The 23426-nt window shown below is 59.3% G+C and carries 17 protein-coding genes; 7 read left to right on the forward strand and 10 right to left on the reverse strand.

Features of this window, described 5'->3' with window-relative positions; all coding sequences use genetic code 11:
• The first annotated feature begins 287 nt into the window (after window positions 1-287).
• Window positions 288-1655, forward strand: a complete 1368-nt coding sequence (gene radA, locus CUN63_RS17155) for a DNA repair protein RadA (protein WP_008149143.1) — start codon at window positions 288-290, stop codon at window positions 1653-1655.
• Window positions 1656-1785: 130 nt separating this feature from the next.
• On the opposite strand, the gene CUN63_RS17165 is transcribed toward radA, so the two are convergent.
• Window positions 1786-2154: a PilZ domain-containing protein gene (locus CUN63_RS17165; protein ID WP_129441053.1), complete on the reverse strand. Its 369-nt coding sequence runs from the start codon at window positions 2152-2154 to the stop codon at window positions 1786-1788.
• Window positions 2155-2312: 158 nt separating this feature from the next.
• Between CUN63_RS17165 and CUN63_RS17170 the strand changes: the two genes are divergently transcribed.
• The 3 genes from CUN63_RS17170 (at window position 2313) to yjiA (ending at window position 5724) form a co-directional block, all read left to right on the forward strand.
• The gene (locus CUN63_RS17170) at window positions 2313-4379 is read left to right on the forward strand and encodes a carbon starvation CstA family protein (RefSeq protein ID WP_129441055.1); all 2067 of its coding nucleotides are present in this window, start codon (window positions 2313-2315) and stop codon (window positions 4377-4379) included.
• A gap of 14 nt (window positions 4380-4393) precedes the next feature.
• A complete protein-coding gene (locus CUN63_RS17175; protein WP_008154232.1) occupies window positions 4394-4591 on the forward strand; it encodes a YbdD/YjiX family protein in 198 nt (65 codons plus the stop codon).
• Window positions 4592-4752: 161 nt separating this feature from the next.
• Window positions 4753-5724, forward strand: a complete 972-nt coding sequence (yjiA, locus tag CUN63_RS17180) for a GTPase (protein ID WP_008154234.1) — start codon at window positions 4753-4755, stop codon at window positions 5722-5724.
• A 103-nt stretch (window positions 5725-5827) separates the two neighbouring features.
• Here yjiA and CUN63_RS17185 read toward each other — a convergent pair whose 3' ends face one another.
• From CUN63_RS17185 to CUN63_RS17210, 5 genes are all read right to left on the reverse strand, one after another.
• Complete coding sequence (locus CUN63_RS17185; protein WP_129441057.1) at window positions 5828-6517, reverse strand: GntR family transcriptional regulator; 690 nt, start codon at window positions 6515-6517, stop codon at window positions 5828-5830.
• 25 nt (window positions 6518-6542) lie between these two features.
• A complete protein-coding gene (locus tag CUN63_RS17190; protein WP_008154237.1) occupies window positions 6543-7247 on the reverse strand; it encodes a FadR/GntR family transcriptional regulator in 705 nt (234 codons plus the stop codon).
• A 67-nt stretch (window positions 7248-7314) separates the two neighbouring features.
• Window positions 7315-8628 carry a C4-dicarboxylate transporter DctA gene (locus CUN63_RS17195; RefSeq protein ID WP_129441059.1) on the reverse strand — a complete coding sequence of 438 codons (1314 nt, stop codon included), beginning with the start codon at window positions 8626-8628 and terminating at the stop codon, window positions 7315-7317.
• 355 nt (window positions 8629-8983) lie between these two features.
• The gene (gene glyA, locus CUN63_RS17205) at window positions 8984-10237 is read right to left on the reverse strand and encodes a serine hydroxymethyltransferase (RefSeq protein WP_123367763.1); all 1254 of its coding nucleotides are present in this window, start codon (window positions 10235-10237) and stop codon (window positions 8984-8986) included.
• A gap of 223 nt (window positions 10238-10460) precedes the next feature.
• Window positions 10461-14309, reverse strand: coding sequence for a bifunctional diguanylate cyclase/phosphodiesterase (locus CUN63_RS17210; protein WP_129441062.1), 3849 nt, complete (start codon window positions 14307-14309; stop codon window positions 10461-10463).
• A gap of 285 nt (window positions 14310-14594) precedes the next feature.
• Here CUN63_RS17210 and ettA point away from each other — a divergent pair, with 285 nt between their 5' ends.
• Window positions 14595-16259, forward strand: a complete 1665-nt coding sequence (gene ettA / locus CUN63_RS17215) for an energy-dependent translational throttle protein EttA (protein ID WP_059402021.1) — start codon at window positions 14595-14597, stop codon at window positions 16257-16259.
• 212 nt (window positions 16260-16471) lie between these two features.
• On the opposite strand, the gene CUN63_RS17220 is transcribed toward ettA, so the two are convergent.
• The 4 genes from CUN63_RS17220 to CUN63_RS17235 form a co-directional block, all read right to left on the reverse strand.
• On the reverse strand, window positions 16472-16966 hold the full coding sequence (locus tag CUN63_RS17220) for a GreA/GreB family elongation factor (protein WP_129441064.1): 495 nt from the start codon (window positions 16964-16966) through the stop codon (window positions 16472-16474).
• 70 nt (window positions 16967-17036) lie between these two features.
• The gene (locus CUN63_RS17225) at window positions 17037-17393 is read right to left on the reverse strand and encodes a hypothetical protein (protein ID WP_129441066.1); all 357 of its coding nucleotides are present in this window, start codon (window positions 17391-17393) and stop codon (window positions 17037-17039) included.
• An 83-nt stretch (window positions 17394-17476) separates the two neighbouring features.
• The gene (locus CUN63_RS17230) at window positions 17477-19330 is read right to left on the reverse strand and encodes a DUF4105 domain-containing protein (protein WP_129441068.1); all 1854 of its coding nucleotides are present in this window, start codon (window positions 19328-19330) and stop codon (window positions 17477-17479) included.
• Between the two features lie 219 nt (window positions 19331-19549).
• A complete protein-coding gene (locus CUN63_RS17235) occupies window positions 19550-20038 on the reverse strand; it encodes a DUF3015 domain-containing protein (protein ID WP_129441070.1) in 489 nt (162 codons plus the stop codon).
• Window positions 20039-20313: 275 nt separating this feature from the next.
• Between CUN63_RS17235 and CUN63_RS17240 the strand changes: the two genes are divergently transcribed.
• Complete coding sequence (locus tag CUN63_RS17240; protein ID WP_129441072.1) at window positions 20314-22752, forward strand: Lon protease family protein; 2439 nt, start codon at window positions 20314-20316, stop codon at window positions 22750-22752.
• Between the two features lie 332 nt (window positions 22753-23084).
• Window positions 23085-23426, forward strand: a complete 342-nt coding sequence (locus tag CUN63_RS17245) for a hypothetical protein (protein ID WP_129441074.1) — start codon at window positions 23085-23087, stop codon at window positions 23424-23426.

The following is a 23426-nucleotide window of genomic DNA, read 5'->3' on the forward strand; positions in this document are numbered from 1 at the left end:
TGCCATTGGCTTGGCTGTTCATATTATAAGGTTGGCTTAATAGTTGGGTTGTACGTTCGGGTTTTAAATGGCTAAGACTTGTACAGGTTTCGATTTTTGTTTTACTAGGCAAGACTAGTATTTGGTTGGATATGTCGGGGTGGAAGTTGTACAAGTTTTTATGATTAGTAATGCGGTGAATATATTCCAGGGGCTAAACAAGTTGCTACCGAAGATCCGCTGGGTAACTTCAGCCGCGCTGATCCGCACCAGCTGAGCTATCATCGCGGTTTTTGCCGGGAGTTCAGATGGCCAAGGCCAAGCGCATGTATGGCTGCACCGAGTGCGGCTCAACCTTCCCCAAGTGGGCTGGCCAGTGCGGTGAGTGCGGGGCCTGGAACACCCTGACCGAAACCATGGTGGAGAGCGGTGGCGCCGCAGCCCCCAGCGGTCGCACCGGCTGGACCGGCCAACAGGCACAGATCAAAACCCTGGCCGAAGTCAGCGTCGAAGAAATCCCGCGTTTTTCCACAGCGTCCAGCGAGCTCGATCGGGTGTTGGGCGGTGGTCTGGTAGACGGCTCGGTGGTGCTGATCGGCGGTGATCCGGGCATCGGCAAATCGACCATTCTGCTGCAAACCTTGTGCAACCTCGCCAAAGTCATGCCGGCGCTGTACGTCACCGGCGAAGAATCCCAGCAGCAAGTCGCCATGCGCGCCCGCCGTCTCGGCTTGCCTCAGGATCAACTGCGGGTGATGACCGAAACCTGCATCGAAACCATCATCGCCACCGCCCGGCAGGAAAAACCCAAGGTGATGGTGATCGACTCGATTCAGACGATCTTCACCGAGCAACTGCAATCGGCACCGGGCGGCGTGTCCCAGGTCAGGGAAAGCGCTGCATTGCTGGTGCGCTATGCCAAGCAGAGCGGCACGGCCATTTTCCTGGTCGGTCACGTGACGAAAGAAGGTGCATTGGCGGGGCCGCGTGTGCTGGAGCACATGGTCGACACGGTGCTGTATTTCGAAGGCGAATCCGATGGGCGCTTGCGTTTGCTGCGGGCGGTGAAGAATCGTTTCGGCGCCGTCAACGAACTGGGCGTATTCGGTATGACCGACAAGGGGCTGAAAGAAGTCTCCAACCCTTCGGCGATTTTTCTCACCCGTGCGCAAGAAGAAGTGCCGGGCAGTGTTGTCATGGCGACGTGGGAAGGGACGCGGCCGATGCTGGTGGAAGTCCAGGCGCTGGTGGACGACAGTCACCTGGCCAATCCACGTCGGGTAACGCTGGGTCTGGACCAGAATCGTCTGGCGATGTTGCTGGCGGTGCTGCACCGTCACGGCGGCATTCCGACCCACGATCAGGATGTGTTTCTCAACGTGGTTGGCGGGGTGAAGGTGCTGGAAACAGCCTCCGATCTGGCGCTGATGGCGGCGGTCATGTCAAGTTTGCGCAACCGGCCACTGCCTCATGATCTGCTGGTATTCGGCGAAGTCGGGCTTTCCGGCGAAGTACGCCCGGTGCCGAGTGGCCAGGAACGCTTGAAAGAAGCTGCCAAGCACGGCTTCAAACGCGCCATCGTGCCCAAGGGCAATGCGCCTAAAGAAGCGCCGCCGGGGTTGCAGATTATTGCCGTAACACGTCTGGAACAGGCGCTGGACGCGTTGTTCGAATAGCAACAGGGTGAAATGCATTCCTTGTGGGAGCGGGTTTGCTCGCGAAGTCGGACTGACATTCAGTAATGATGTTGTCTGACACACCGCCTTCGCGAGCAAGCCCGCTCCCACATTGAGATGGTGCCAGTCATCAGACTTCGATCAGCGCTCCCAGCTCGCGCTCCAGTTCCTCGGGGTCGCCCAGGTTGAGTTCGATCAACCGCCGCAAACGCTCGATGGATTCCAGGCTGATGTGTTTGCAGACAAAACCGAGCTGGCCATGGTCATCGTGGGTCAACATCACATCCATCTTGATCTCGACGTCCTCGTTGAGATGAATATCGACCAGGAAATGCCACTCCCGATTCCCCAGCCACGGTTCGGGCTTTTCGATCAACAGGCCCTTCAGTGACAGGTCGATCAACTTCACCGGCCAGACGAATTCACCTTGGCTCAGCTCAGTTCGGGTATCGAACGCAATACGTTTGAAGCGGCGGCGATCGGCAGGGTGCTCGCTCATGGCGCAATCCTCGTAAATGTTCGCTGACTATAGACCCGCATTGTCAAAGGCTGCCAGCAAAGTGATGGCTCAACCCATGTCGGGGGATGGCCTTTGCGGCCGTTAGCGCTAAACTCGAGATGGCTGTCTTTCTTGTCCACCCTGGCTGGAATCATAAAATGAAAAATAATAATAGCCTGCTACGCCACCTACCCTGGCTGCTGCTGGCAATCCTGGGGGCGTGCGCCCTAGGTGTAGTGGCATTGCGCCGTGGCGAGGCGATCAACGCCTTGTGGATTGTGGTCGCCGCCGTGGCCATCTATCTGGTTGCGTATCGTTACTACAGTCTGTTCATCGCTAACAATGTGATGCAGCTCGACCCACGACGGGCCACCCCCGCCGTGCTCAACAATGATGGTCTGGACTACGTGCCGACCAACAAACATATCCTCTTCGGCCACCACTTCGCGGCCATCGCTGGCGCGGGGCCGCTGGTCGGTCCGGTCCTGGCGGCGCAGATGGGTTACCTGCCCGGTACGCTGTGGCTGATTGCCGGCGTGGTGCTGGCCGGTGCCGTTCAGGACTTCATGGTTCTGTTCATGTCCACCCGCCGCAACGGTCGTTCCCTGGGCGACATGGTCCGTGAAGAAATGGGCCGCATCCCCGGGACCATCGCGCTGTTTGGCTGCTTCCTGATCATGATCATCATCCTCGCGGTGCTGGCGCTGATCGTGGTCAAGGCCCTGGCTGAAAGCCCGTGGGGTATTTTCACGGTGATGGCGACCATCCCGATCGCGATGTTCATGGGCATCTACATGCGCTACATCCGCCCGGGCCGCATCGGTGAAATCTCCGTGGTCGGTGTGTTGCTGCTGCTCGGTTCGATCTGGCTGGGCGGGCAGATTGCCGCTGATCCGGTCTGGGCCAAGGCGTTCAGCTTCACTGGCGTGCAGATTACGTGGATGCTGGTCGGTTACGGTTTCGTGGCCGCCTCGTTACCGGTCTGGCTGATTCTGGCGCCGCGTGACTACCTGTCGACGTTCCTGAAAATCGGCACCATCGTGGCGTTGGCGATCGGCATCCTGATCACCATGCCTGAGCTGAAAATGCCGGCGCTGACCCAGTTCATCGACGGCACTGGCCCGGTGTGGAAGGGCGGTCTGTTCCCGTTCCTGTTCATCACCATTGCCTGTGGCGCGGTCTCAGGTTTCCATGCGCTGATCGCTTCCGGGACCACACCGAAACTGTTGGCCAGCGAAAGCCATGCCCGTTACATCGGTTACGGCGGCATGCTGATGGAATCCTTCGTGGCCATCATGGCCATGGTTGCTGCTTCGGTGATCGAGCCAGGCGTGTATTTCGCCATGAACAGCCCGGCGGCGATCGTCGGCGGTGACGTAGTGGCCGTGGCACAAACCGTCAGCAGCTGGGGCTTTGCAATCACCCCGGAAGCCCTGCAAGCGGTGGCCAAGGACATCGGTGAAACCACTGTGCTGGCCCGTGCGGGCGGTGCGCCGACCCTGGCGGTTGGTATCGCGCAGATCCTGCACAGTGTCCTGCCGGGTGAAAACACCATGGCGTTCTGGTACCACTTCGCGATCCTGTTCGAAGCGCTGTTCATCCTGACGGCTGTGGACGCCGGTACCCGTGCCGGCCGTTTCATGCTGCAGGACTTGCTCGGTTCCTTCGTGCCAGCGCTGAAACGCACTGAATCCTGGACCGCCAACCTGATCGCAACCGCCGGTTGCGTGGCGATGTGGGGTTGGTTGCTGTACCAGGGCGTGATCGATCCGCTGGGTGGCATCAACACCTTGTGGCCGTTGTTCGGTATCTCCAACCAGATGCTCGCCGGTATCGCACTGATGCTTGGCACCGTTGTGCTGATCAAAATGAAACGCCAGCGCTACGTCTGGGTCACCATGCTGCCCGCCGTGTGGCTGCTGATCTGCACCACCACCGCCGGCTTCATCAAGCTGTTCGATGCCAACCCGGCGATCGGCTTCCTGTCGCTGGCCAAGAAGTACAGCGATGCGCTGGCCAACGGTCAGATCCTCGCGCCGGCCAAGGACATTACGCAGATGCAGCACGTGATCTTCAACGCCTACACCAACGCAACGCTGACCGCGCTGTTCCTGTTCGTGGTATTCAGTATCCTGTTCTATGCGCTCAAGGTCGGTATTTCCGCCTGGGGCAGCAAAGAACGTACGGATAAAGAAGCGCCATTCCAGGCTCTGCCGGATGCGTAATCGAGGATTGCAGCATGTTCAATGACCTGAGTCGCCTCGGTAAATACCTCGGTCAGGCCGCGCGCCTGATGGTCGGGATGCCCGACTACGACAATTACGTCGAGCATATGCAGACCAAACACCCGGACAAACCGGTGATGACCTACGAGATGTTCTTCCGCGAACGCCAAGAGGCTCGTTACGGTGGCAAGGGTGGGCCGAAGTGCTGTTGATGCAACAGCCTGGCTGATGCAATCCCTGTGGGAGCGGGCTTGCTCGCGAAGAGGTCGTGTCAGTCGACATTAACGTTGAATGACACACCGCTTTCGCGAGCAAGCCCGCTCCCACATTTGTTTTGTGTTGCTTTCTAATTTTGTGAAACAGGAGACTCCAGTTGTCCTCTCCCATCCCAGTCACGATCCTCAGTGGCTTTCTCGGCGCTGGAAAAACCACGCTGTTGCGCTACCTGCTCAAAGCCGAACACGGCCTGAAAATCGCCGTGATCGAGAACGAATTCAGCGACGCCGGTATCGACACCCAACTGTTGGGCGACGAACCGGTGCAAGTGATGACGCTGTCCAACGGCTGCGTTTGCTGCACCATTCACACCGACCTGACCAAGGCTTTGTACTTGCTGCTCGAGCGCCTGGACAGCGGCGAAATCGCCTTCGATCGTCTGGTGATCGAATGCACTGGCCTGGCCGATCCGGCACCGGTGGCGCAAACGTTCTTCATCGATGAAGAGCTGCGCGAGCGCTACATCCTCGACGGCATCATCACCCTGGTCGATGCGGCGCACGCTGACACTCACCTGACTCAGACCATCGCCCAGGCGCAGATCGGTTTCGCCGACCGCTTGCTGGTGAGCAAGCGCGATCTGGTGGACGAGGCGACCTTTACTGCGCTGAGCGAGCGCCTGACCCGGATCAACCGTCGCGCACCGATCCGCGTGGTCGAGCACGGCAAGATCGATCTGGCCGAATTGCTCGACGTGCGCGGTTTCAATCTCAATGCCGACCTTGGCGGCGGCGTCAGCCTGCGCCCGGTGAGCAAAGCGCCGTCCATCGACCGCATTTCCAGCCTGGTGCTGCGCACCGACAAGCCGCTGGATATCGACAAACTCAGCGAGTTCATGAACGAACTGCTGGAGGACCATGGCAAGCAATTGCTGCGCTACAAAGGCGTGTTGAACATCCTTGGCGAGCCGCGGCGCATGGTGTTTCAGGGCGTATTGAAGCTGTACGGATTCGATTGGGACACGGAGTGGGCCGACGATGAAACGCGCGAAAGCGTGATCGTGTTCATTGCCGATGATTTGCCGGAAGAGAAGATCCGTGAGGGGTTTGCCCGAGTGGCGGCTGAATAAAGTCAGAGATTATCAGTGCACTTGAGTGCGCCTTCGCGAGCAAGCCCGCTCCCACATTTGAAATGCATTTCCCTGTGGGAGCGGGCTTGCTCGCGAAGGCGATCTAAACGGCAGCACGATTCTGGCTCAGAACCGGTCCTGCGTTCAGTAAAGTCTCTTCAAGAAAATCCAGGTGCTGGTTTAGCAATGTCTCGGCCTTTTTGGCATCCCCACGCTCCACAGCCTCCAGAATTCCTTGGTGCACCTGCCACACGCAATAACCCTCCACCAGCGCATCAAACTGCGCAATCGCTAACGATATCAGCGGTACCAAACTGCCAAGAAAATGCGCCATCGGGGCATTCCCCGCCATTTCAGCCAAGTGCAAGTGGAAATCCCCCGATAACCGAATCGCCGGGCCACGCTCTGCACGCAGGCGCTCGCTGTCGATCAAGGCACGCAGGTGTTTCAAGTCTTGCGGACATGGTCGCTGACAGGCCAACCGCACCAAGGTGATTTCGGTCAGCCGCCGTGCATGCAGTGTTTGCCGGGTCTGTTCGCTATCGAGCGCGGCGACGCGCGGACGATGGTTGACCCGAAGGACGATGATCTGCTGATGGGACAGTCGCGTCAGTACGCCGCGAACGTCACTCCGTCGAGCGTTGAACATCTGCGCCAGGCTTTCTTCAGTAAAGCGACTGGCCGCATCAATGCGCTGTTCGAGAATAGCGTCGAAGATCTGCGAATAGAGATCATCCTCCCGGTGCGGGAAGGGCAGGGCAGTGAGTGTTTGCGGTGAGGCGAAGCTGTTCATGGCTTGTCTCCAGTTCGAAGCGGACTCAACTGACGAGGTTGTCGTCCGGAATATTCAATTCGATGCCCATCCGCTGGCCTTCCCGAAGGATGTGCCGACGCATCTCGGCGCTGGCCTGGGCGCTGTTTTTGCTGCGAATAGCGCGCACCACGGCTTCGTTCTCCTCAAGGCGCTCAGCCAAATGCTCCGGGGAGTTGCGCAGCACGTCGGCGCTTTGCTTGAGGGCGTTGCTGGTCTGTTGCACCACACTCTGGAAAATCGGGTTCGACGTCAGCGTGAACAGTTCTTCGTGGAAGGCGATGTAGGCGTTCACGCCGGCTTCACTGTCGTTGGCTTCCAGTGCTTCGCGCATGTCCATCAGGGTCAGGCGCAGTTGCCCGACTTCCTTGCTGCTGATCGACTGCGCCACCAGGCCGACAATGAACGGCTCGAGGGTGTAGCGCAGTTGCAACACGTCTTCCAGGCTCGCACCGGCGACTGCGCTGTCGTGGCTTTGGCTGTCGCTGAGATTGGCCTCCAGCACCACCACGCCTTTACCCGGCATGGAGCGCACCAGGCCGAGAGTTTCCAGCACGATGACCGCTTCACGCAGGCTCGGGCGGCTGATGCCCAGTTGTTCGGCCAGCTCACGCTGCCCCGGCAGCATCTCGCCGGAGCGCCACTGACCACGGGCCAAAGCGGCCCGAAGTTTCTCTACGACTGAATTGACGACGGTTGACGAGGTGATCACTGTTCGCTCCATGAGCATCCAAAATGATTGATGACCGTGCCTGCCCGTGGGCAGGCACGGCGATTATTCAGAATTCCTGCTGATGCGCCGGGCCGACAGGTTTTCTCGGCTGGAAGGTATAACCCACCTGGCCAGAAAGTACTTTGTTCGCCCGTTGGATATCGATGTCCTTTTCCCAGCGCGCGATGGCCACGGTGGCGACGCAGTTGCCGATCAGGTTGGTCAGCGCTCGGCCGATGCCCATGAACCAGTCCACTGCCAACACCAGCACCAGGCCAACAACCGGAATCGCCGGGATCGCCGTCAGTGTTGCCGCTAGAATCACCAGCGCCGAGCCGGGAATCCCGTGGGCGCCTTTAGAGGTGATCAACGACACCAGCAGAATCGTCAGCAGGTCGGTCATGGCCAGCGGCGTGCCGGTGGCATTGGCGATGAACACGATGGCGAGGGTCAGGTAGATCGAGAAACCGTCCAGGTTGAACGAGTAACCGGTAGGAATGACCAACCCGACCGTCGAACTGCCAATGCCCAGATGCTCAAGCTTGCGCATGATTTGTGGCAGCACGGCGTCGGAGGAGGCGGTGCCCATGACGATCAGCAGTTCTTCGCGCAGGTACTTGAGCAACGGCCACATCTTCAGGCCCGAAAGGCGCATCACCAGGCCGAGAATCAATGTCACAAACGCCACGCAGGTCAGGTAAAACAGGCCGACCAGGCTGCCCAGGTGCTGCAGCGAATCCAGGCCATATTTGCTGGTGGTGAAAGCGATGGCGCCGAACACGCCGATCGGCGCCAGGCGCACGATCATGCCCATGATGCGGAAGATCACGTGGCTCAGCTCATTGATCAGCCGGGAAATACCCGACGCTGCTTCGCCCACCAGGTTCAGCGCACTGCCGAACAGCACCGAAAACAGCAGGACTTGCAGAATGTTGTTCTCCGCGAAGGCGCCGATTACCGAGGTCGGGATCAGGTTCATCAGGAACTGGGAGGTGGTTTGCATGTGCTGACCGCGCTGAGCGATGTCGCCCATGTCGGCAGCGGAAAGCTGATCCAGATGAATGTTCGCGCCGCTGCCGATGCCGGTGCTGAAGGCGAACACCAGACCAATCACCAGGGCGATGGTGGTCAGGATTTCGAAGTAGATCACCGATTTCAGGCCGATGCGTCCGACCTTCTTCAGGTCGCCGGCACCGCTGATGCCGCTGACCACTACGCAGAACACGATCAGACCGATGAGCATCTTGATCAGTTTGATGAAGCCATCGCCGAGCGGTTTGAGCTGGGCGGAGTATTCAGGAAGGGCCAGCCCACAGACGATGCCGAGCACCAGTCCGAGAACCACTTGGAGGAAGATTGAGCGCGAGCACCATCTGAGCATGGGAGGAATCCTGGTCGGTGTCCTGGCTGCCGTGCGCTTCGCGCATCAGATTCAGGACTTAATTATTGTGGTCTTACCGGTATGTCCAGTGCAGGCGCAGTCTACGCTGGGTTTTTTCAGGATGACAAGTAAAAATAGCAAAATTGGCATGACCGGTCTGACCAGTGGTGCGGGTCCCCCAAGGAGCTGCCGAAGGCTGCGATCTTTTGATCTTGCTCTTCATCGGTCTGTCGGACGCTAAAATCAAAAGATCGCAGCCTTCGGCAGCACCTACACCGGTCGTCATGAACGTTCAGGCATAAAAAAACCGGCCATCACTGACCGGTTTTTTCATTGCTGCGGTTTAGCGGGCTGATTAGGCGCCGTATACCGGCAGCTTCTTGCAGATGGCCTTGACCTTCTCACGAACGGCGTCGATCACCGCTTCGTTGTTCAGGTCCGCCAGTATGTCGCAGATCCAGCCGGCCAGCTCTTTGCACTCTGCTTCCTTGAAGCCACGAGTGGTCACAGCCGGAGTACCGAAGCGCAGACCGGAGGTGACGAACGGGGAGCGTGGATCGTTTGGCACGGAGTTCTTGTTCACAGTGATGAACGCTTTGCCCAGAGCGGCGTCGGCGTCTTTACCGGAGATTTCCTGCTTGATCAGCGACAGCAGGAACAGGTGGTTTTCAGTACCGCCCGAGACCACGTCGAAACCGCGCTCGATGAACACGCCGGCCATGGCCTTGGCGTTCTTCACCACTTGTTGCTGGTAAGTCTTGAACTCAGGCTGCAGTGCTTCCTTGAAGCAGATCGCTTTGGCGGCGATCACGTGCTCCAGCGGGCCACCCTGGGCGCCCGGGAATACCGCGGAGTTGAGCTTCTTCTCGATGTCGGCGTTGGCGCGAGCCAGGATCAGGCCGCCACGGGGACCGCGCAGGGTCTTGTGCGTGGTGGTGGTCACGACGTCAGCGAAAGGCACCGGGTTCGGGTAGACGCCAGCGGCGACCAGACCGGCCACGTGGGCCATGTCGACGAACAGGTAAGCGCCAACCTTGTCAGCGATTTCGCGGAAACGCGGGAAGTCGAGGATCTGCGAGTAGGCAGAGAAACCGGCCACGATCATTTTCGGTTTGTGTTCAACAGCCAGACGCTCGACTTCGTCGTAGTCGATCAGGCCGTTGCCGTCGATACCGTACTGAACGGCGTTGTACAGCTTGCCGGAGGAGGAAACGCTGGCACCGTGGGTCAGGTGACCGCCGTGCGCCAGGCTCATGCCCAAGATGGTGTCGCCCGCTTGCAGCAGAGCCAGGTAAACGGCGCTGTTGGCTTGCGAACCGGCGTGCGGCTGAACGTTGGCGTAATCGGCGCCAAACAGTTCTTTTGCACGGTCGATGGCCAGTTGCTCGACCACGTCGACGAACTCGCAACCACCGTAGTAGCGCTTGCCCGGGTAGCCTTCGGCGTACTTGTTGGTCAGTACCGAGCCTTGAGCTTCCATCACCGCAGGGCTGGTGTAGTTTTCCGAAGCGATCAGCTCAATGTGCTCTTCCTGGCGCTGAGCTTCTTGCTCCATGGCGGCAAAGAGATCGGCGTCGTACTTGGCAATAGTCAAATCACGGCTGAACATGGCGGTCCTCAAGGATCGGGGGCAGAAAAGGGGGGCATTCTAACCCATCGGGTTTTGGAAGGCATATGAAAGGACATCATGTCGCAGACAAGTGGGCTTCATGACCAGATATGTGGCGCCTGGAAGGGCCTCTTCGCGAGCAAGCCCGCTCCCACATTTGAAATGCGTTCCCCTGTGGGAGCGGGCTTGCTCGCGAAGAGGCCGCCTGCATCACTACAAAGTCTCAGTCGAACATGAACAACGCATCATTGCTGAACTGCGCCTCAAACCGGTTCGCCGGCATCGGCCGGCCGAACAGATACCCCTGAACCTCATCGCAACCATGCTCACGCAGGAAGTCGAGTTGCTCGTGTGTTTCCACGCCCTCGGCGATCACCGCCAGATTGAGGCTGTGGGCCATGGCAATGATCGCGCGGGCAATCTGCGCATCCTGCTCACCCGACGGCAGGCCGTCGACGAAGGTGCGGTCGATTTTCAGCACGTCGATGGGGAACTGCTTGAGGTAGTTGAGCGATGAGTAACCGGTGCCGAAGTCGTCGACCGCAATGCTCAGGCCGAGATTTTTCAGCCCGGCGAGAATCTGCATCGCTTCGCTGACTTCGCGCATCAGGATACTTTCGGTCAGTTCCAGCTCCAGGCACGCCGGCGGTAGGCCGGTTTCCTTGAGGATGGTGGCGATTCGCGTCCCGAGTTGGCCGTCGGAGAATTGCCGGGCCGAAATGTTCACCGACACCTTCGGCACCCGGACCTTGGCTTGATGCCAGGTCTTGAGTTGACGGCAGGCCTCGCTGATCACCCAGTCGCCGACATCCACCACCAGACCGAGCTCTTCGAGCACCGGTATGAAGTCTCCCGGCGGCACCAGACCGCGTCGCGGATGGCGCCAGCGCAGCAAGGCTTCGGCGCCGGTCAGGCGTTTGCCATCGCCGCTGAACTGCGGTTGGTAGTACAACACGAACTCGTCCTGCTCCAGGGCGTGTCGTAAGTCGCTTTCCAGCTCCAGACGCTCCAGGGCGCTGGCGTTCATATCGGCCTGATAGAACTGGAAGTTGTTCTTGCCACGCTCCTTGGCGTGATACATCGCGGTGTCGGCGTTTTTCATCAGCTGGCTGAGTTCGTTACCGTCCTGAGGGCTCAGGGCGATGCCGATACTGGCCGTGACGAAGAACTCGCGGCCTTCAAGCACGAACGGTTTCACCAGGCTGGCGAGAATCTGTTCGGCCACATGAATCGCCCGGTTCAAGGCAATTTCACGGTTGGCCCGCGGTTGCAGCAGCAAGGTGAATTCATCGCCGCCCATGCGCGCCACGGTGTCGTCATCATCGACACAGCCGAGCAGGCGCGTGGCCATTTCCTTGAGCATGCGATCGCCGGCGGCGTGGCCCAGGGAGTCGTTGATCGGTTTGAAGCGGTCCAGGTCGAGGAACATCAGCACGACCCAGGACTTCTGCCGTTCGGCCGATTGCAGCGCCGTGTGCAGGCGATCCTGGAACAGCGTGCGGTTGGGCAGGTGGGTCAGGGCGTCGTAATAGGCGAGGCGGTGAATCCGCTGCTCACTGGCCTTGCGTTCGCTGATGTCGCTGAAGAAGCACACGTAGCTGGCCAGGTCGCCTTCGTCATCCAGCACCGCCGTAATCCCGACCCAGGCCGGGTAATGCTCGCCATTGCGGCGCTTGAGCCAGACTTCGCCTTCCCACGTGCTGTGCTGATGCAATTGCTTGAGCACATAACGCAGATGGGCTTCCTGCTGTTCGTCGACGGTCAGCATGTTCGGCAACTGGTCGAGCACCTGCTCCACCGCATAACCGCTGACACGGCTGAAGGCTTCGTTGGCCTGGACGATGTAGCCGGCCGGGTCGGTAATCAGGATCGCAGAAGTCGAGTGCTCAAATACGGTTGCGGCCATGCGCAGGTCTTTTTCGGCCCGGCGTTGCTGGCTGATGTCACGACCGACGCCCAGCACGCCTTCGAATGCACCGTGTTCGTCCCAGACCAGCACCAGCCGCAGTTCAATAGGAATCTTGCGCCCGTCGGCCCGCAGACAGTCGAACAAAAACAGTTGGGTCTGCACCTGACTGCGCAACAGCGCCAGTTGGTCGGGTTTATTCAGCGCTTTGCTGACCCGGTCCATCAGGTGGTAAATGCCGGTCAGCTGTTGCGGGTTGGCGATGGTCGATTGCCAGCCGTTCTGGAAAATCCAGTCGGCGTCGTAGCCCAGCACGGCTTGCACCGACGGGCTGACGTAGTTGAGCGCCATCTTGCTGTCGGTCGAGAAAATCACGTCGCTGATGCTTTCGGCGAGCATCCGGTAACGCTGCTCGCTGTCGCGCAGGGACTCACTGGCCTCGATCTGATCGGTGATGTCCTTGGCCACGCCGATGATCCGCGTGACCTGATCATGCTTGTCCCGCGCCAGTGCCTGTTCGCGGATGTCGAAACGCCGCCATTTGCCGTCCCGGTGGCGGAAGCGCAGCTGGCATTGCATCAATTGTCTGTAACCGGCCTGGCGCTGGGTTTGGCGCGAGCGGTGGTAGAAGTCCGCATCTTCGGGGTGCAGCAGAATTTCCCAGAAATACTCGCCCATCTGGTGCAGTTCGGTGCGGTTGTAACCGAGCGTCTGGCCCAGGTGGTGGTTGCTGAAAATCATTCGCTGGCTGATCACGTCCTGCACGTACAGATGATCCGGCACGGTGCGTACCACGTCGGACCAGAATCCTTCGCGCTCCAACAGCGACAGTTCGACGAGCTTGCGGCTCGTGATGTCGGTGATGCTCAGGATCACCGCTTTATAGTCGTCCTGGTCTTCCGGCAGACGCAGGACCAGCCACAAGTGCTGGTCGCGGCCATTGGCGTCTTGCAGTTTGATTTCCAGTTCAAGCTGTTTCTGCTGGTTGAGCACCGCGTCGAGCACTTGATCGCCGATGGCGGTGCCGTCCTGCGGGTTGCCGTCGATCAGCAGTTTCCAGGCTTGATCGCAAGCGTTGACGTTGAGCAGTTGCAGGGCGACCAGGTTGACCTCGGTGATGCGCAGTTCCTGCAGAAGTTGCTGGCGTTGTTCCGGTGTATCGAGCCAGGCCTTCAGGTGCTCGCTGCTGTGCAGCTGAGCCTTGTCGAAGACGCTTTTGAGCCCGGACACGTCGAGTACACACAAGGCAACGCCGGTGCCTTCGAAAATATCCTGGTAGCGTCGACGGCCTTCGTGCACCTGGCGTTGGCGGCGGCGCATGTTCAACAGGGCGATGAACGGCAGGAGCGAGAACGCCAGGCCCAGAAGGCATTTGCCGATGAACGCCGGCAGCAGCTGTTCGATCACCCGTTGCCGGTCGAACAACCCGCGCAGTTGCCAGTCGCTGTTGCTCAGGGGCACTGTCAACACGCTGTTGGCAACATCGTCCTCGGTCAGTTCACCCGACTTGGCCAAGGGTAGTGACTCTTCGCGACTGATGACTTGGTGATTGAAGCGGTTTTCTACCAGCCACAGCGGGCGGATACCCGCTTCGTTTGGTTTGGTCAGCGACGAGAAAAATGTCGGCGTCAGGCGCAGAACCCAGTAGCCGCGGGTGCTACCGCTGGCTTGATGCAGCAGCAGATGCACCACCGAACCGTCATTGGCATTGCTGAAATAATGGGCCTGGGCGTGACTGCGCCGGACCAGTTCGCTCAGGTACTCGGCGTCGTCGCTGTCGTCGGCACTGTCGTTGAGGACTTTGCCGGAGGGGCTGAGTAACGCGAGGCTGCGCAGGTCGGGCAAGGATTTTTGCAGTTTGCGCAACAGCGCCTGCTGTTCGTCGGCGCTTTGCGGTTGTTCGACGATCGGTAGCAGGTTGAGGGCGATCTGGGCGTTGAGCGCCATGTTCAGGCTGACTTGCGAGGCCAGATCAGCGGTGTAGTCGATGGTGTACTGACGCTGGTTTTTCTGGGTTTCGCGAAGCTGATCCAGCAACTGCCAGAACAGCAGCGCGAGCAGCAACAGAACGAGCGCCGCCAGCGCGCCCTTCAAGGAGCCACGCAGGGGTGAGCCGGTCGCAGGATTGAGTGCGCTCACGGAAGAAGGTGGGGAGACATTAGACAAACTGTAATCCTGCGGTTTGGCTGGACTGGCGCGACGTGCACTATAAGCCGGACGCCCGGAGGGCGGCTAGCATGCCCTGAGTTGTGGCAAAGTGCCAGTCCCGCTCGGCTGGACTGCCTTCCGTCAATCAGGTAGCTTTGCCGGTTACGCGGGAGCGTTCCAGCTCCTAGAATTTGGCTTTTTCAGCGCGCACGCATTGATACCCATCAATCGGACGACGCGCACGGCCTGGCCGGGCATCGCCCGCGCCCCAATCATTCATCGTTCACTGACCCTAGGTTCTCCATGGCTCAATACGTATTCACCATGCATCGGCTGGGTAAAGTTGTTCCGCCGAAGCGGGAAATCCTGAAAAACATTTCGCTGTCGTTCTTCCCGGGCGCCAAGATTGGCGTACTCGGCCTTAACGGTTCGGGTAAATCCACGCTGTTGAAAATCATGGCGGGCGTCGACACCGAGTTCGACGGCGAAGCCCGTCCGATGCCGGACCTGAACATCGGCTACCTGCCGCAAGAACCGATCCTGGACCCGACCAAGACCGTGCGTGAAGTGGTTGAGGAAGCGGTCAGCGTGATCAAGAACGCCCAGGCTCGCCTGGACGAGGTCTACGCGGCTTACGCTGATGAAGATGCCGACTTCGACAAACTGGCCGCTGAACAAGCCAAGCTCGAAGCCATCCTGCAAGCCAGTGACGGCCACAACCTGGATCGCCAACTGGAAGTCGCCGCCGATGCGCTGCGTCTGCCGGCCTGGGATGCCAAGGTCGAATTCCTGTCCGGTGGTGAGAAGCGTCGTGTGGCCCTGTGCCGCCTGCTGCTGTCCGCACCCGACATGCTGCTGCTCGACGAACCAACCAACCACCTGGACGCCGATTCCGTCGCCTGGCTGGAGCACTTCCTGCACGATTTCCCGGGCACCGTGGTCGCGATCACGCACGACCGTTACTTCCTGGACAACGTTGCCGGCTGGATCCTCGAACTCGACCGTGGCGCCGGTATCCCGTACGAGGGCAACTATTCGGGTTGGCTCGAAGCCAAGTCCGATCGTCTGGCTGCCGAATCCAAGCAGCAGTCGGCCCACGAAAAAGCCATGAAGGAAGAACTGGAGTGGGTGCGCAAAGGCGCCAAGGCCCGCCAGTCCAAATCCAAGGCTCGTCTGCAACGCTTCGAAGAAATGCAATCGCAGGAATTCCAGAAGCGCAGCGAAACCAACGAGATCTACATCCCGGCCGGTCCACGCCTGGGCGACAAGGTCATCGAATTCAAGAACGTTTCCAAGGGTTATGGCGATCGCGTGCTGATCGACAACCTGTCGTTCTCCATGCCTAAAGGCGCCATCGTTGGCGTGATCGGCGGTAACGGTGCCGGTAAATCGACCCTGTTCCGCATGCTGATGGGCAAGGAAACGCCGGATTCGGGCAGCATCGAAGTCGGCGAAACCGTGCAACTGGCGTGCGTCGATCAGAGCCGCGAAGACCTGGACGGCAGCAAGACTGTGTTCCAGCAAATCTCCGACGGCTCGGATCAGATCCGTATCGGCAACTACGAGATTCCGTCGCGTACTTACGTCGGTCGCTTCAACTTCAAGGGCGGCGATCAGCAGAAGTTCGTCAAGGACCTGTCCGGTGGTGAGCGCGGTCGCTTGCACCTGGCCCTGACCCTGAAAGAGGGCGGCAACGTCCTGCTGCTCGACGAACCGTCCAACGACCTCGACGTTGAAACCCTGCGTTCCCTGGAAGAAGCCCTGCTGGACTTCCCGGGCGCTGCCATTGTGATCTCTCACGATCGGTGGTTCCTTGACCGCGTCGCGACTCACATCCTGGCGTACGAAGACGACTCGCAAGCGGTGTTCTTCGAAGGTAACTACACCGAGTACGAAGCCGATCGCCGCAAACGCCTGGGCGAAGCCGCGACTCAGCCGCATCGTGTACGGCACAAGAAACTGGCCTGATTTCAGGTTGGTTGCATGAAAGAACGGAGCCTTCGGGCTCCGTTTTTTTATGGGGTTTCAGATAGGCCACAGCGCGGCCATCGTCGGAACGCCGCCTGAAGCAAGCTCGCTCCCACATGGATTTATGTAGGCCGAAAATCTTCAATCCAATGGAGATCTACTGTGGGAGCGAGCTTGCTCCGGGCGGCGTTCCGACGATGGCGCCTTCAAGCTCACCCAATTTCTATGCCCAAAACCTCAATCACCAAATCCCCCGCCGGCCGCTTCCACAGCACTTCATCCCCGACCTGCGCCCCGAGTAACGCCCGACCCAAAGGCGAACCCCAGTTGATCAACCCACTGGCAGCATCCGCCTGATCCTCGCCGACCAACTGCACACGCTGCTCGTTGCCCTGTTCATCGGCAAACGTCACCCAGGCGCCAATCTGTACTTTGTCAGACGAAGAGGCCGGGACGACTAACTGAGCGCTTTGCAGTCGTTGATTGAAATACCGCCAGTCACGCTCAAGGTCGGCCTGGCGCTGTTTGTCGGCCAGTTCACCTTTGGCACTCTGTTCATTGAGCAGGTTTTGCACGTCGGCAAGTTTCGCCTGAAGTTGGGCGAGTCCGGCTGGGGTGACGTAATTGGGCTGCGCACTGACTTGCCGTTCGACGGGCTGATCGGCTTGCGCGGCGGCGTTATCTTCATTGACGAAGGCGCGACTCATGGTTTTCTCCCGTTATAGGGTTTGGGCCATGGTCGCAGGCTTTTAGTTTCGGCAGATGTCTGCGGGCGACTTATTGCGAGCGAAAAGCACGAGCGGCGTCCTGATCCTTCTGCTGCTGCCAGGCCTTTTCGCGCTCGTCCCAATGGTGGCTGCGATAATCCTCACGGTCCTCGCTTTCGCGCATCGCCTGACACTGACGGAAGCCATCGCTCCAGCCCTCGGCGTACTGCTTGTCCTTGAGGTAACGCGGAACGTTTTTACGAAATTCTCCGGTGATTGCCCCCGCCGCTTGCCGGCCACTGCTGCAACCGTCATCGAAGCCATCGGCGAATGCCGGTGGATAACCCTTGGCGATCAAATCCTCGTGGGTTGTCTGGCAACCAGCGATCAACATCAGCAACCCCGCCACGCCCACGCAACGCCACATCTCAGACTCCCAGACCGTCAACGGCCTATAGGAGAAGTCTAGGAGTGGATTCGTGAGCGGGATGTGAAAGAAAGATCAAAAGATCAATAGTGATACCACTTCACCTCAAGCATCACTTCATTCTCGGGCGAAGCCAGGTGGCTGAACTCGCGCTGGGCACTCAGGCGCAAACCCAGGTTGCGCGACAATTCCCACTGTTGATTCAGACTCACGCTACGGCGCACTTCGCCATTGGTGAAGAAGTCGCCCTTGGCCTCCAGGCTGAAGTTGCCCAGCGGGTTTTTCCACAGCACGCCGCTGTTGAAACCTGCCGCCGGCGCGATGAAACCGGCAAAGTCGTTGTTGTGCTCAACGCGCACGGTGCCCAAAGCAAAGCCAAGCATGTCGTCGCCCAGTTTCCAGGTCCCGCCGCCACCGCCATTGACGTGGCTGACCAGGGTTTCGTCGTCATGCTTGCCCGGCACACGCTCCAGGCCGCCGGTGACTTGCCACGAGAGTGGTTGCAGCAATTCATTGCGCGGGGTCAGGGAACGGATGGTCGCCAGGTCCAATTGCTGCAACTGCCAGTGATTGCCTTCGTACTGGCGCAGTTTCATTTGCAGGATTTCAATCTGCGCGCCGAGGGGGAAGCTCTCGGCGTTGTCGTTGAGGTCGTGATAAGCCATGCGCAAGCCATACTCGCCAAAGGCCTTGTCGCCCCGAGTGCCGATGCCGGCCTGCCAGGTGCGCGATTCATGGCCATCCTCAGGCAGGCCGGGTTGCGGGATGTCCAGTTCCGGTGCCGGATTCTGGTTGATCGCCCGCAGCAATTCGAAACTGCGCTGCGCCCGTTGCGGATCGCGTTCCTGGCCGTTGGCGCGGTAGCGCTCCAGGCGATAGGCGGCGTCGATGATCAACGCCTGACGATCCTTGGGTTGAGCCTTGAACGCCGGTTCCTGTAACTGCTTCTGGTCGGCGCTGACTTTCAGCACCCACTCCTGTTCTTCATTGGTCAACGGCTCGGCGCGGCTCAACAGTTCACGTTCGCGAGACGGTCGATACTGAATGGATTCCACCAGTCCGGCTTCTTTTACCGCTTTGACGGTGTCCGTAGGAATCGCGGTCAGCGGGAACTGTTCGGTCAATCGCAGGCTCGGGCGGGCGACTTGCAGCAGTTCCAGCAGACGATAGGAGCAGTTTTCGTCGAAGAAGAAATAGTCGAACTGGATCTGCTTGAGCTCCCAGACGTGCTCGACCATGCGCTCGGTTTCTTCCTGGGTCAGATTAAGGCGGTACTCCCACAGATCACGGTTCTCGAGACTGCGGTACTCCGAAAGTTTTTCCTGATAAGGCACCAGGGCAAACAGACCAGGATAGCCGCCCATCAAGCCTTTCCAGGCATACAGGATGCTGTTGTCCGAGCCTTCGATGTATGCGCCGAAGTTGATCGCATAACTGAGCAGGGCGGTTTGATCGCTCTGTACATTGGCCTGGTCGATGCGCAGCAATGTGTGGCCGAACATCGATGACGGACTGTTCAGATACGCTGCCGGGAAAATCATCACCGCACTGTGGGGCGAAACATCCTTGAACCATTGCTTGAATTCAGTGCAGGGAAGCGTCGGCAGATCGGTCAGGTTGAGCTTTGCCTTGAGCCAGCGGGTGCGGGCCGGGTAGACGCATTGCGCATGTTTTTCGCCAGCACTGGCCGGGGCGTAGAGCGCTTGCACGGTCGCCGCCAGCTCGCGGTCAGGATGTTCATTGCCGTCGGCGGCGAGGAAGAATTTCTTGTCGCTGACATAGCTGCGCCAGCCGCCGAGTTTGGCGGTTTCGTAGTGACCCAGGGAAATCCAGAAGGGGTCATTGGCCAATTGCTGCAAACGTTGATTGTCGATTTTGGGCGTGGCAGACAGCGGGGCGCAGACACAGAGCGCCAGCCAGGCAAGGCGTTTGAGCATAGTGGGCAACTTAATCGAAAGAAACAAAGACCCAGCGCGGTTGATGCCATTTGTCTGTAGGAGCTGTCGAGTGAAACGAGGCTGCGATCCTTTGATCTTTAAAAGCAAAGATCGCAGCCTCGTTTCACTCGACAGCTCCTACAGTTGAATGACATTACCCAAAGAGGGGCAGGTCCAAAAAATAAAGCCCGCCCCCCGAAAGGCGCGGGCGGATCGAGCTTAAGCTTGAGTGGCGTACTTGGCCAGACGCGGATCGCTCTTCAGAACGGCCAGGGTGTTGGTATGCACGTCGTCAGCGGTCACGTCAGCCTTGCTGAAGATCTGCTGGAAGTGCTCATGAGTGACGGCGGCGAAATGCGCACGGTCTTCCGGCGCCACGCCCAGTACCACGGCGTAAGTGGTCAGCGCTTCGCCCTGACCTTTAGCCATGTCTTCGGACAGCTCGTTCATCATGCCATTCATGGCAATCCAGGATTTGCCGCCATAGGTCAGCGACGCATTAGTCGCGCAACCGTTGGTACCGGAGGTCATACCGAAGGTTGCGTTGCCGGAAGTGCCGTTGGTGGTGGATGCCAGGAAGTGAGCCGGGGTGCCACGCTGACCTTCGAACAGCATGTTGCCCCAACCGCAATCCGGGCCGCCTGGCGCCTGAGCCATGGCATTGAGGGATACAGCGGTGAAGAGAGTACCGAGAAGAATCCGTTTCATAGCTTTGTTCTCTTTATGTGCATACCAATGGACAAGGGGTCTGGCCCAATCCGGCGCCAGTGGGCCAGTTATTAATCCAGCCGCGCAGTTTGGAGTTTAGGCACGATCCCGGGGTTCCGTGATTTTTTGCAAAACATTATTGAAAACATTGATTTGGCCCCGTCCCGCTTGGGGATGCCGCTTTGTCTATGCTTTGGCTAGAGGCGCGCCTTGCAAGTGAGGTATGGGCAGCGCCAGAATGCCGCTATCTGCCCCGCCTGATGTAAGGAAGCCCGATGCCTGATCCTGTTGCTGCCAGCTTGCGTCTAGCGCCCGAAGCGCTGACCCGTCCGTTTTCCGCTGAACAGTTCAGCTTCTCTACCACCAATGATTTGGAGCCCTTCCGCGGAGTGCTTGGCCAGGAACGTGCGGTCGAAGCCTTGCAATTCGGTGTGGCAATGCCACGCCCCGGTTACAACGTATTCGTCATGGGCGAGCCCGGCACCGGCCGGTTTTCGTTCGTCAAACGCTACCTGAAAGCCGAAGGCAAACGCCTGCAGACCCCGGCGGACTGGGTCTACGTCAACAATTTCGATGACCCTCGCGAGCCTCGCGCACTGGAGTTGCCGTCGGGCACCGCCGGTGCCTTTATCGATGACATCAACGGCTTGATCGACAACCTGCTGGCGACTTTTCCGGCCGTGTTCGAGCACCCGTCCTACCAGCAGAAGAAAAGCGCCATCGACCGCGCCTTCAACCAGCGTTACGACAAGGCGCTGGATGTGATCGAGCGCCTGGCGCTGGAGAAGGACGTTGCGCTGTACCGCGACAGCACCAATATCGCGTTCACGCCGATGAGCGAAGGCAAGGCCGTGGACGAGGCCGAATTTGCCCAGTTGCCGGAAGCCGATCGCGAGCGTTTTCACGACGACATTTCATGGCTGGAAGAGCGGCTGAACGAAGAACTCGCCAGCCTGCCGCAGTGGAAGCGTGAGTCGAGCAATCTACTGCGCCAGCTCAACGAAGAAACCATCACCCTGGCCTTGCAACCCTTGCTCGCGCCGCTGTCGGAAAAGTACGCGGAAAACGCCGGCGTTTGCGGTTACCTGCAAGCGATTCAGGTGTATCTGCTCAAAACCGTGGTCGAGCAACTGGTAGACGACAGCAAGACGGACGCCATCGCCCGCAAGCTGCTGGAAGAGCAATACGCGCCGAGCCTGGTGGTCGGTCATCCGTTCAGCGGCGGTGCGCCAGTGGTCTTTGAGCCGCACCCGACTTACGAAAACCTGTTCGGTCGCATCGAGTACACCACCGATCAGGGCGCGCTCTACACCACGTATCGACAGTTGCGTCCGGGTGCGCTGCACCGCGCCAACGGCGGCTTCTTGATTCTTGAAGCGGAAAAAATGCTCAGCGAGCCATTCGTGTGGGATGCGCTCAAACGCGCGCTGCAATCGCGCAAACTGAAAATGGAATCGCCGCTGGGCGAGATGGGCCGTTTCGCCACCGTGACCCTGACACCGCAACACATTCCGCTGCAGGTCAAAGTCGTCATCATTGGCGCCCGACAGCTCTACTACACGCTGCAGGACCTCGATCCGGACTTCCAGGAGATGTTCCGCGTCCTGGTGGACTTCGACGAAGACATCCCGATGGTCGACGAAAGCCTGGAACAGTTCGCCCAGTTACTCAAAACCCGCACCTCCGAAGAAGGCATGGCGCCGCTGACCGCCGATGCGGTGGCGCGTCTGGCGACTTACAGTGCTCGCCTGGCTGAGCACCAGGGGCGTTTGTCGGCGCGGATCGGTGATCTGTTCCAACTGGTCAGCGAGGCGGATTTCATTCGCCAACTGGCCAGTGACGAAATGACCGACGCCGGGCACATCGAACGTGCGCTCAAGGCCAAGGCCACGCGGACCGGGCGCGTCTCGGCGCGGATTCTCGATGACATGCTGGCCGGGATCATCCTGATCGACACCGCAGGTGCGGCGGTCGGCAAGTGCAACGGGCTGACAGTGCTGGAGGTCGGTGACTCGGCCTTCGGTATACCGGCGCGGATCTCCGCCACGGTCTACCCGGGTGGCAGCGGCATCGTCGATATCGAGCGTGAGGTCAACCTCGGCCAGCCGATTCACTCCAAGGGCGTGATGATCCTCACCGGGTATCTGGGCAGCCGATACGCCCAGGAATTCCCGCTGGCGATTTCCGCGAGTATCGCCCTGGAGCAGTCCTACGGTTACGTCGATGGTGATAGTGCATCGCTGGGCGAGGCTTGCACCTTGATTTCGGCACTGTCGAAAACCCCGCTCAAGCAGTGTTTTGCGATCACCGGTTCGATCAACCAGTTCGGTGAAGTGCAGGCGGTGGGTGGGGTCAACGAGAAGATCGAAGGCTTCTTCCGACTCTGCGAAGCCCGCGGGTTGACCGGTGAACAGGGAGCAATCATTCCCCACGCCAACGTTGCCACGCTGATGCTCGACGAAAAAGTGCTGACGGCGGTGCGCGCGGGGCAGTTCCACGTCTACGCCGTGCGCCAGGCTGATGAAGCCTTGAGCCTGTTGGTCGGCGAGCCGGCCGGTGCGCCGGACGCCGATGGCCAGTTCCCTGAAGGCAGTGTTAACGCGCGAGTGGTGGAACGCTTGCGGGTCATCGCAGAAATGATCAGCGAAGAAGACCTCAAGGAAGCCGAGAAAGAAGCTGCGCAGGAAGCACTGGTCGAGGCCAAACCGGCTTGATACAAACCTGAGGTCACCTCAATCCCCTGTGGGAGCAAGCTCGCTCCGGGCGGCGTTCCGACGATGAGGCACTGACATTCAACATCTCTGTTGGCTGACAGTGCGCTATCGCGAGCAAGCTCGCTCCCACATTTGACTTGGGTGAATCATGAAAAGTGCCATCAGTCTGGCGTCAATATTCACACGAATGACCATTCGGCGCCTTTCGGTCTCACTTGACGTGCTAGTCAGACTTTTCCTCTATTCTCAGGTCAAGGATATCGACAGTAATCACTGGATCGAGACAGTCCTCCCGTGGGGGCTGAATACCGGATCTACCGAGGGTCGCCGCCATGTCGCGCAACCTCTGCCTCACCCGTCAATGCCTGGGCCTTGTGACCCGTATCGAGTGTGCCATCCGCCCATTGGCGGGGGATACGGGCATGTGGACCTTACTCTTCGCCGCCGGAATGGAAGGTGAACAACCTTCTGCCATCAAAGCCCAGGGCCCGTTTCATGGCCCCTTTGTGGCTGAGTCGATCCTCGACACCATCGTTGAAAGTCTCACCCTGCACGGCTATGAGCTGGCCGATGATCCGCAAATCTGGTGCCTGCACCTGCAAGCTCAGTTGCGGGAAATCAATGGTGGCCGCTGCCGTAACCCTGGAGGTTTCGAGTTTCGGCCCGAGCACTGA

This window comes from Pseudomonas sp. ACM7, assembly GCF_004136015.1.
Taxonomy (GTDB): Bacteria; Pseudomonadota; Gammaproteobacteria; order Pseudomonadales; family Pseudomonadaceae; genus Aquipseudomonas; species Aquipseudomonas frigoris.

What these genes read in the sequence shown, in the direction of transcription:
- radA (WP_008149143.1), top strand. Translation starts at nt 288, where the DNA reads ATGGCCAAGGCCAAGCGCATGTATGGCTGCACCGAGTGCGGCTCAACC.
- CUN63_RS17230 (WP_129441068.1), bottom strand. Translation starts at nt 19,330, where the DNA reads ATGCTCAAACGCCTTGCCTGGCTGGCGCTCTGTGTCTGCGCCCCGCTG.
- CUN63_RS17175 (WP_008154232.1), top strand. Translation starts at nt 4,394, where the DNA reads ATGTTCAATGACCTGAGTCGCCTCGGTAAATACCTCGGTCAGGCCGCG.
- CUN63_RS17240 (WP_129441072.1), top strand. Translation starts at nt 20,314, where the DNA reads ATGCCTGATCCTGTTGCTGCCAGCTTGCGTCTAGCGCCCGAAGCGCTG.
- ettA (WP_059402021.1), top strand. Translation starts at nt 14,595, where the DNA reads ATGGCTCAATACGTATTCACCATGCATCGGCTGGGTAAAGTTGTTCCG.
- CUN63_RS17170 (WP_129441055.1), top strand. Translation starts at nt 2,313, where the DNA reads ATGAAAAATAATAATAGCCTGCTACGCCACCTACCCTGGCTGCTGCTG.
- CUN63_RS17235 (WP_129441070.1), bottom strand. Translation starts at nt 20,038, where the DNA reads ATGAAACGGATTCTTCTCGGTACTCTCTTCACCGCTGTATCCCTCAAT.
- CUN63_RS17195 (WP_129441059.1), bottom strand. Translation starts at nt 8,628, where the DNA reads ATGCTCAGATGGTGCTCGCGCTCAATCTTCCTCCAAGTGGTTCTCGGA.
- CUN63_RS17245 (WP_129441074.1), top strand. Translation starts at nt 23,085, where the DNA reads ATGTCGCGCAACCTCTGCCTCACCCGTCAATGCCTGGGCCTTGTGACC.
- CUN63_RS17220 (WP_129441064.1), bottom strand. Translation starts at nt 16,966, where the DNA reads ATGAGTCGCGCCTTCGTCAATGAAGATAACGCCGCCGCGCAAGCCGAT.
- CUN63_RS17165 (WP_129441053.1), bottom strand. Translation starts at nt 2,154, where the DNA reads ATGAGCGAGCACCCTGCCGATCGCCGCCGCTTCAAACGTATTGCGTTC.
- CUN63_RS17225 (WP_129441066.1), bottom strand. Translation starts at nt 17,393, where the DNA reads ATGTGGCGTTGCGTGGGCGTGGCGGGGTTGCTGATGTTGATCGCTGGT.
- CUN63_RS17185 (WP_129441057.1), bottom strand. Translation starts at nt 6,517, where the DNA reads ATGAACAGCTTCGCCTCACCGCAAACACTCACTGCCCTGCCCTTCCCG.
- glyA (WP_123367763.1), bottom strand. Translation starts at nt 10,237, where the DNA reads ATGTTCAGCCGTGATTTGACTATTGCCAAGTACGACGCCGATCTCTTT.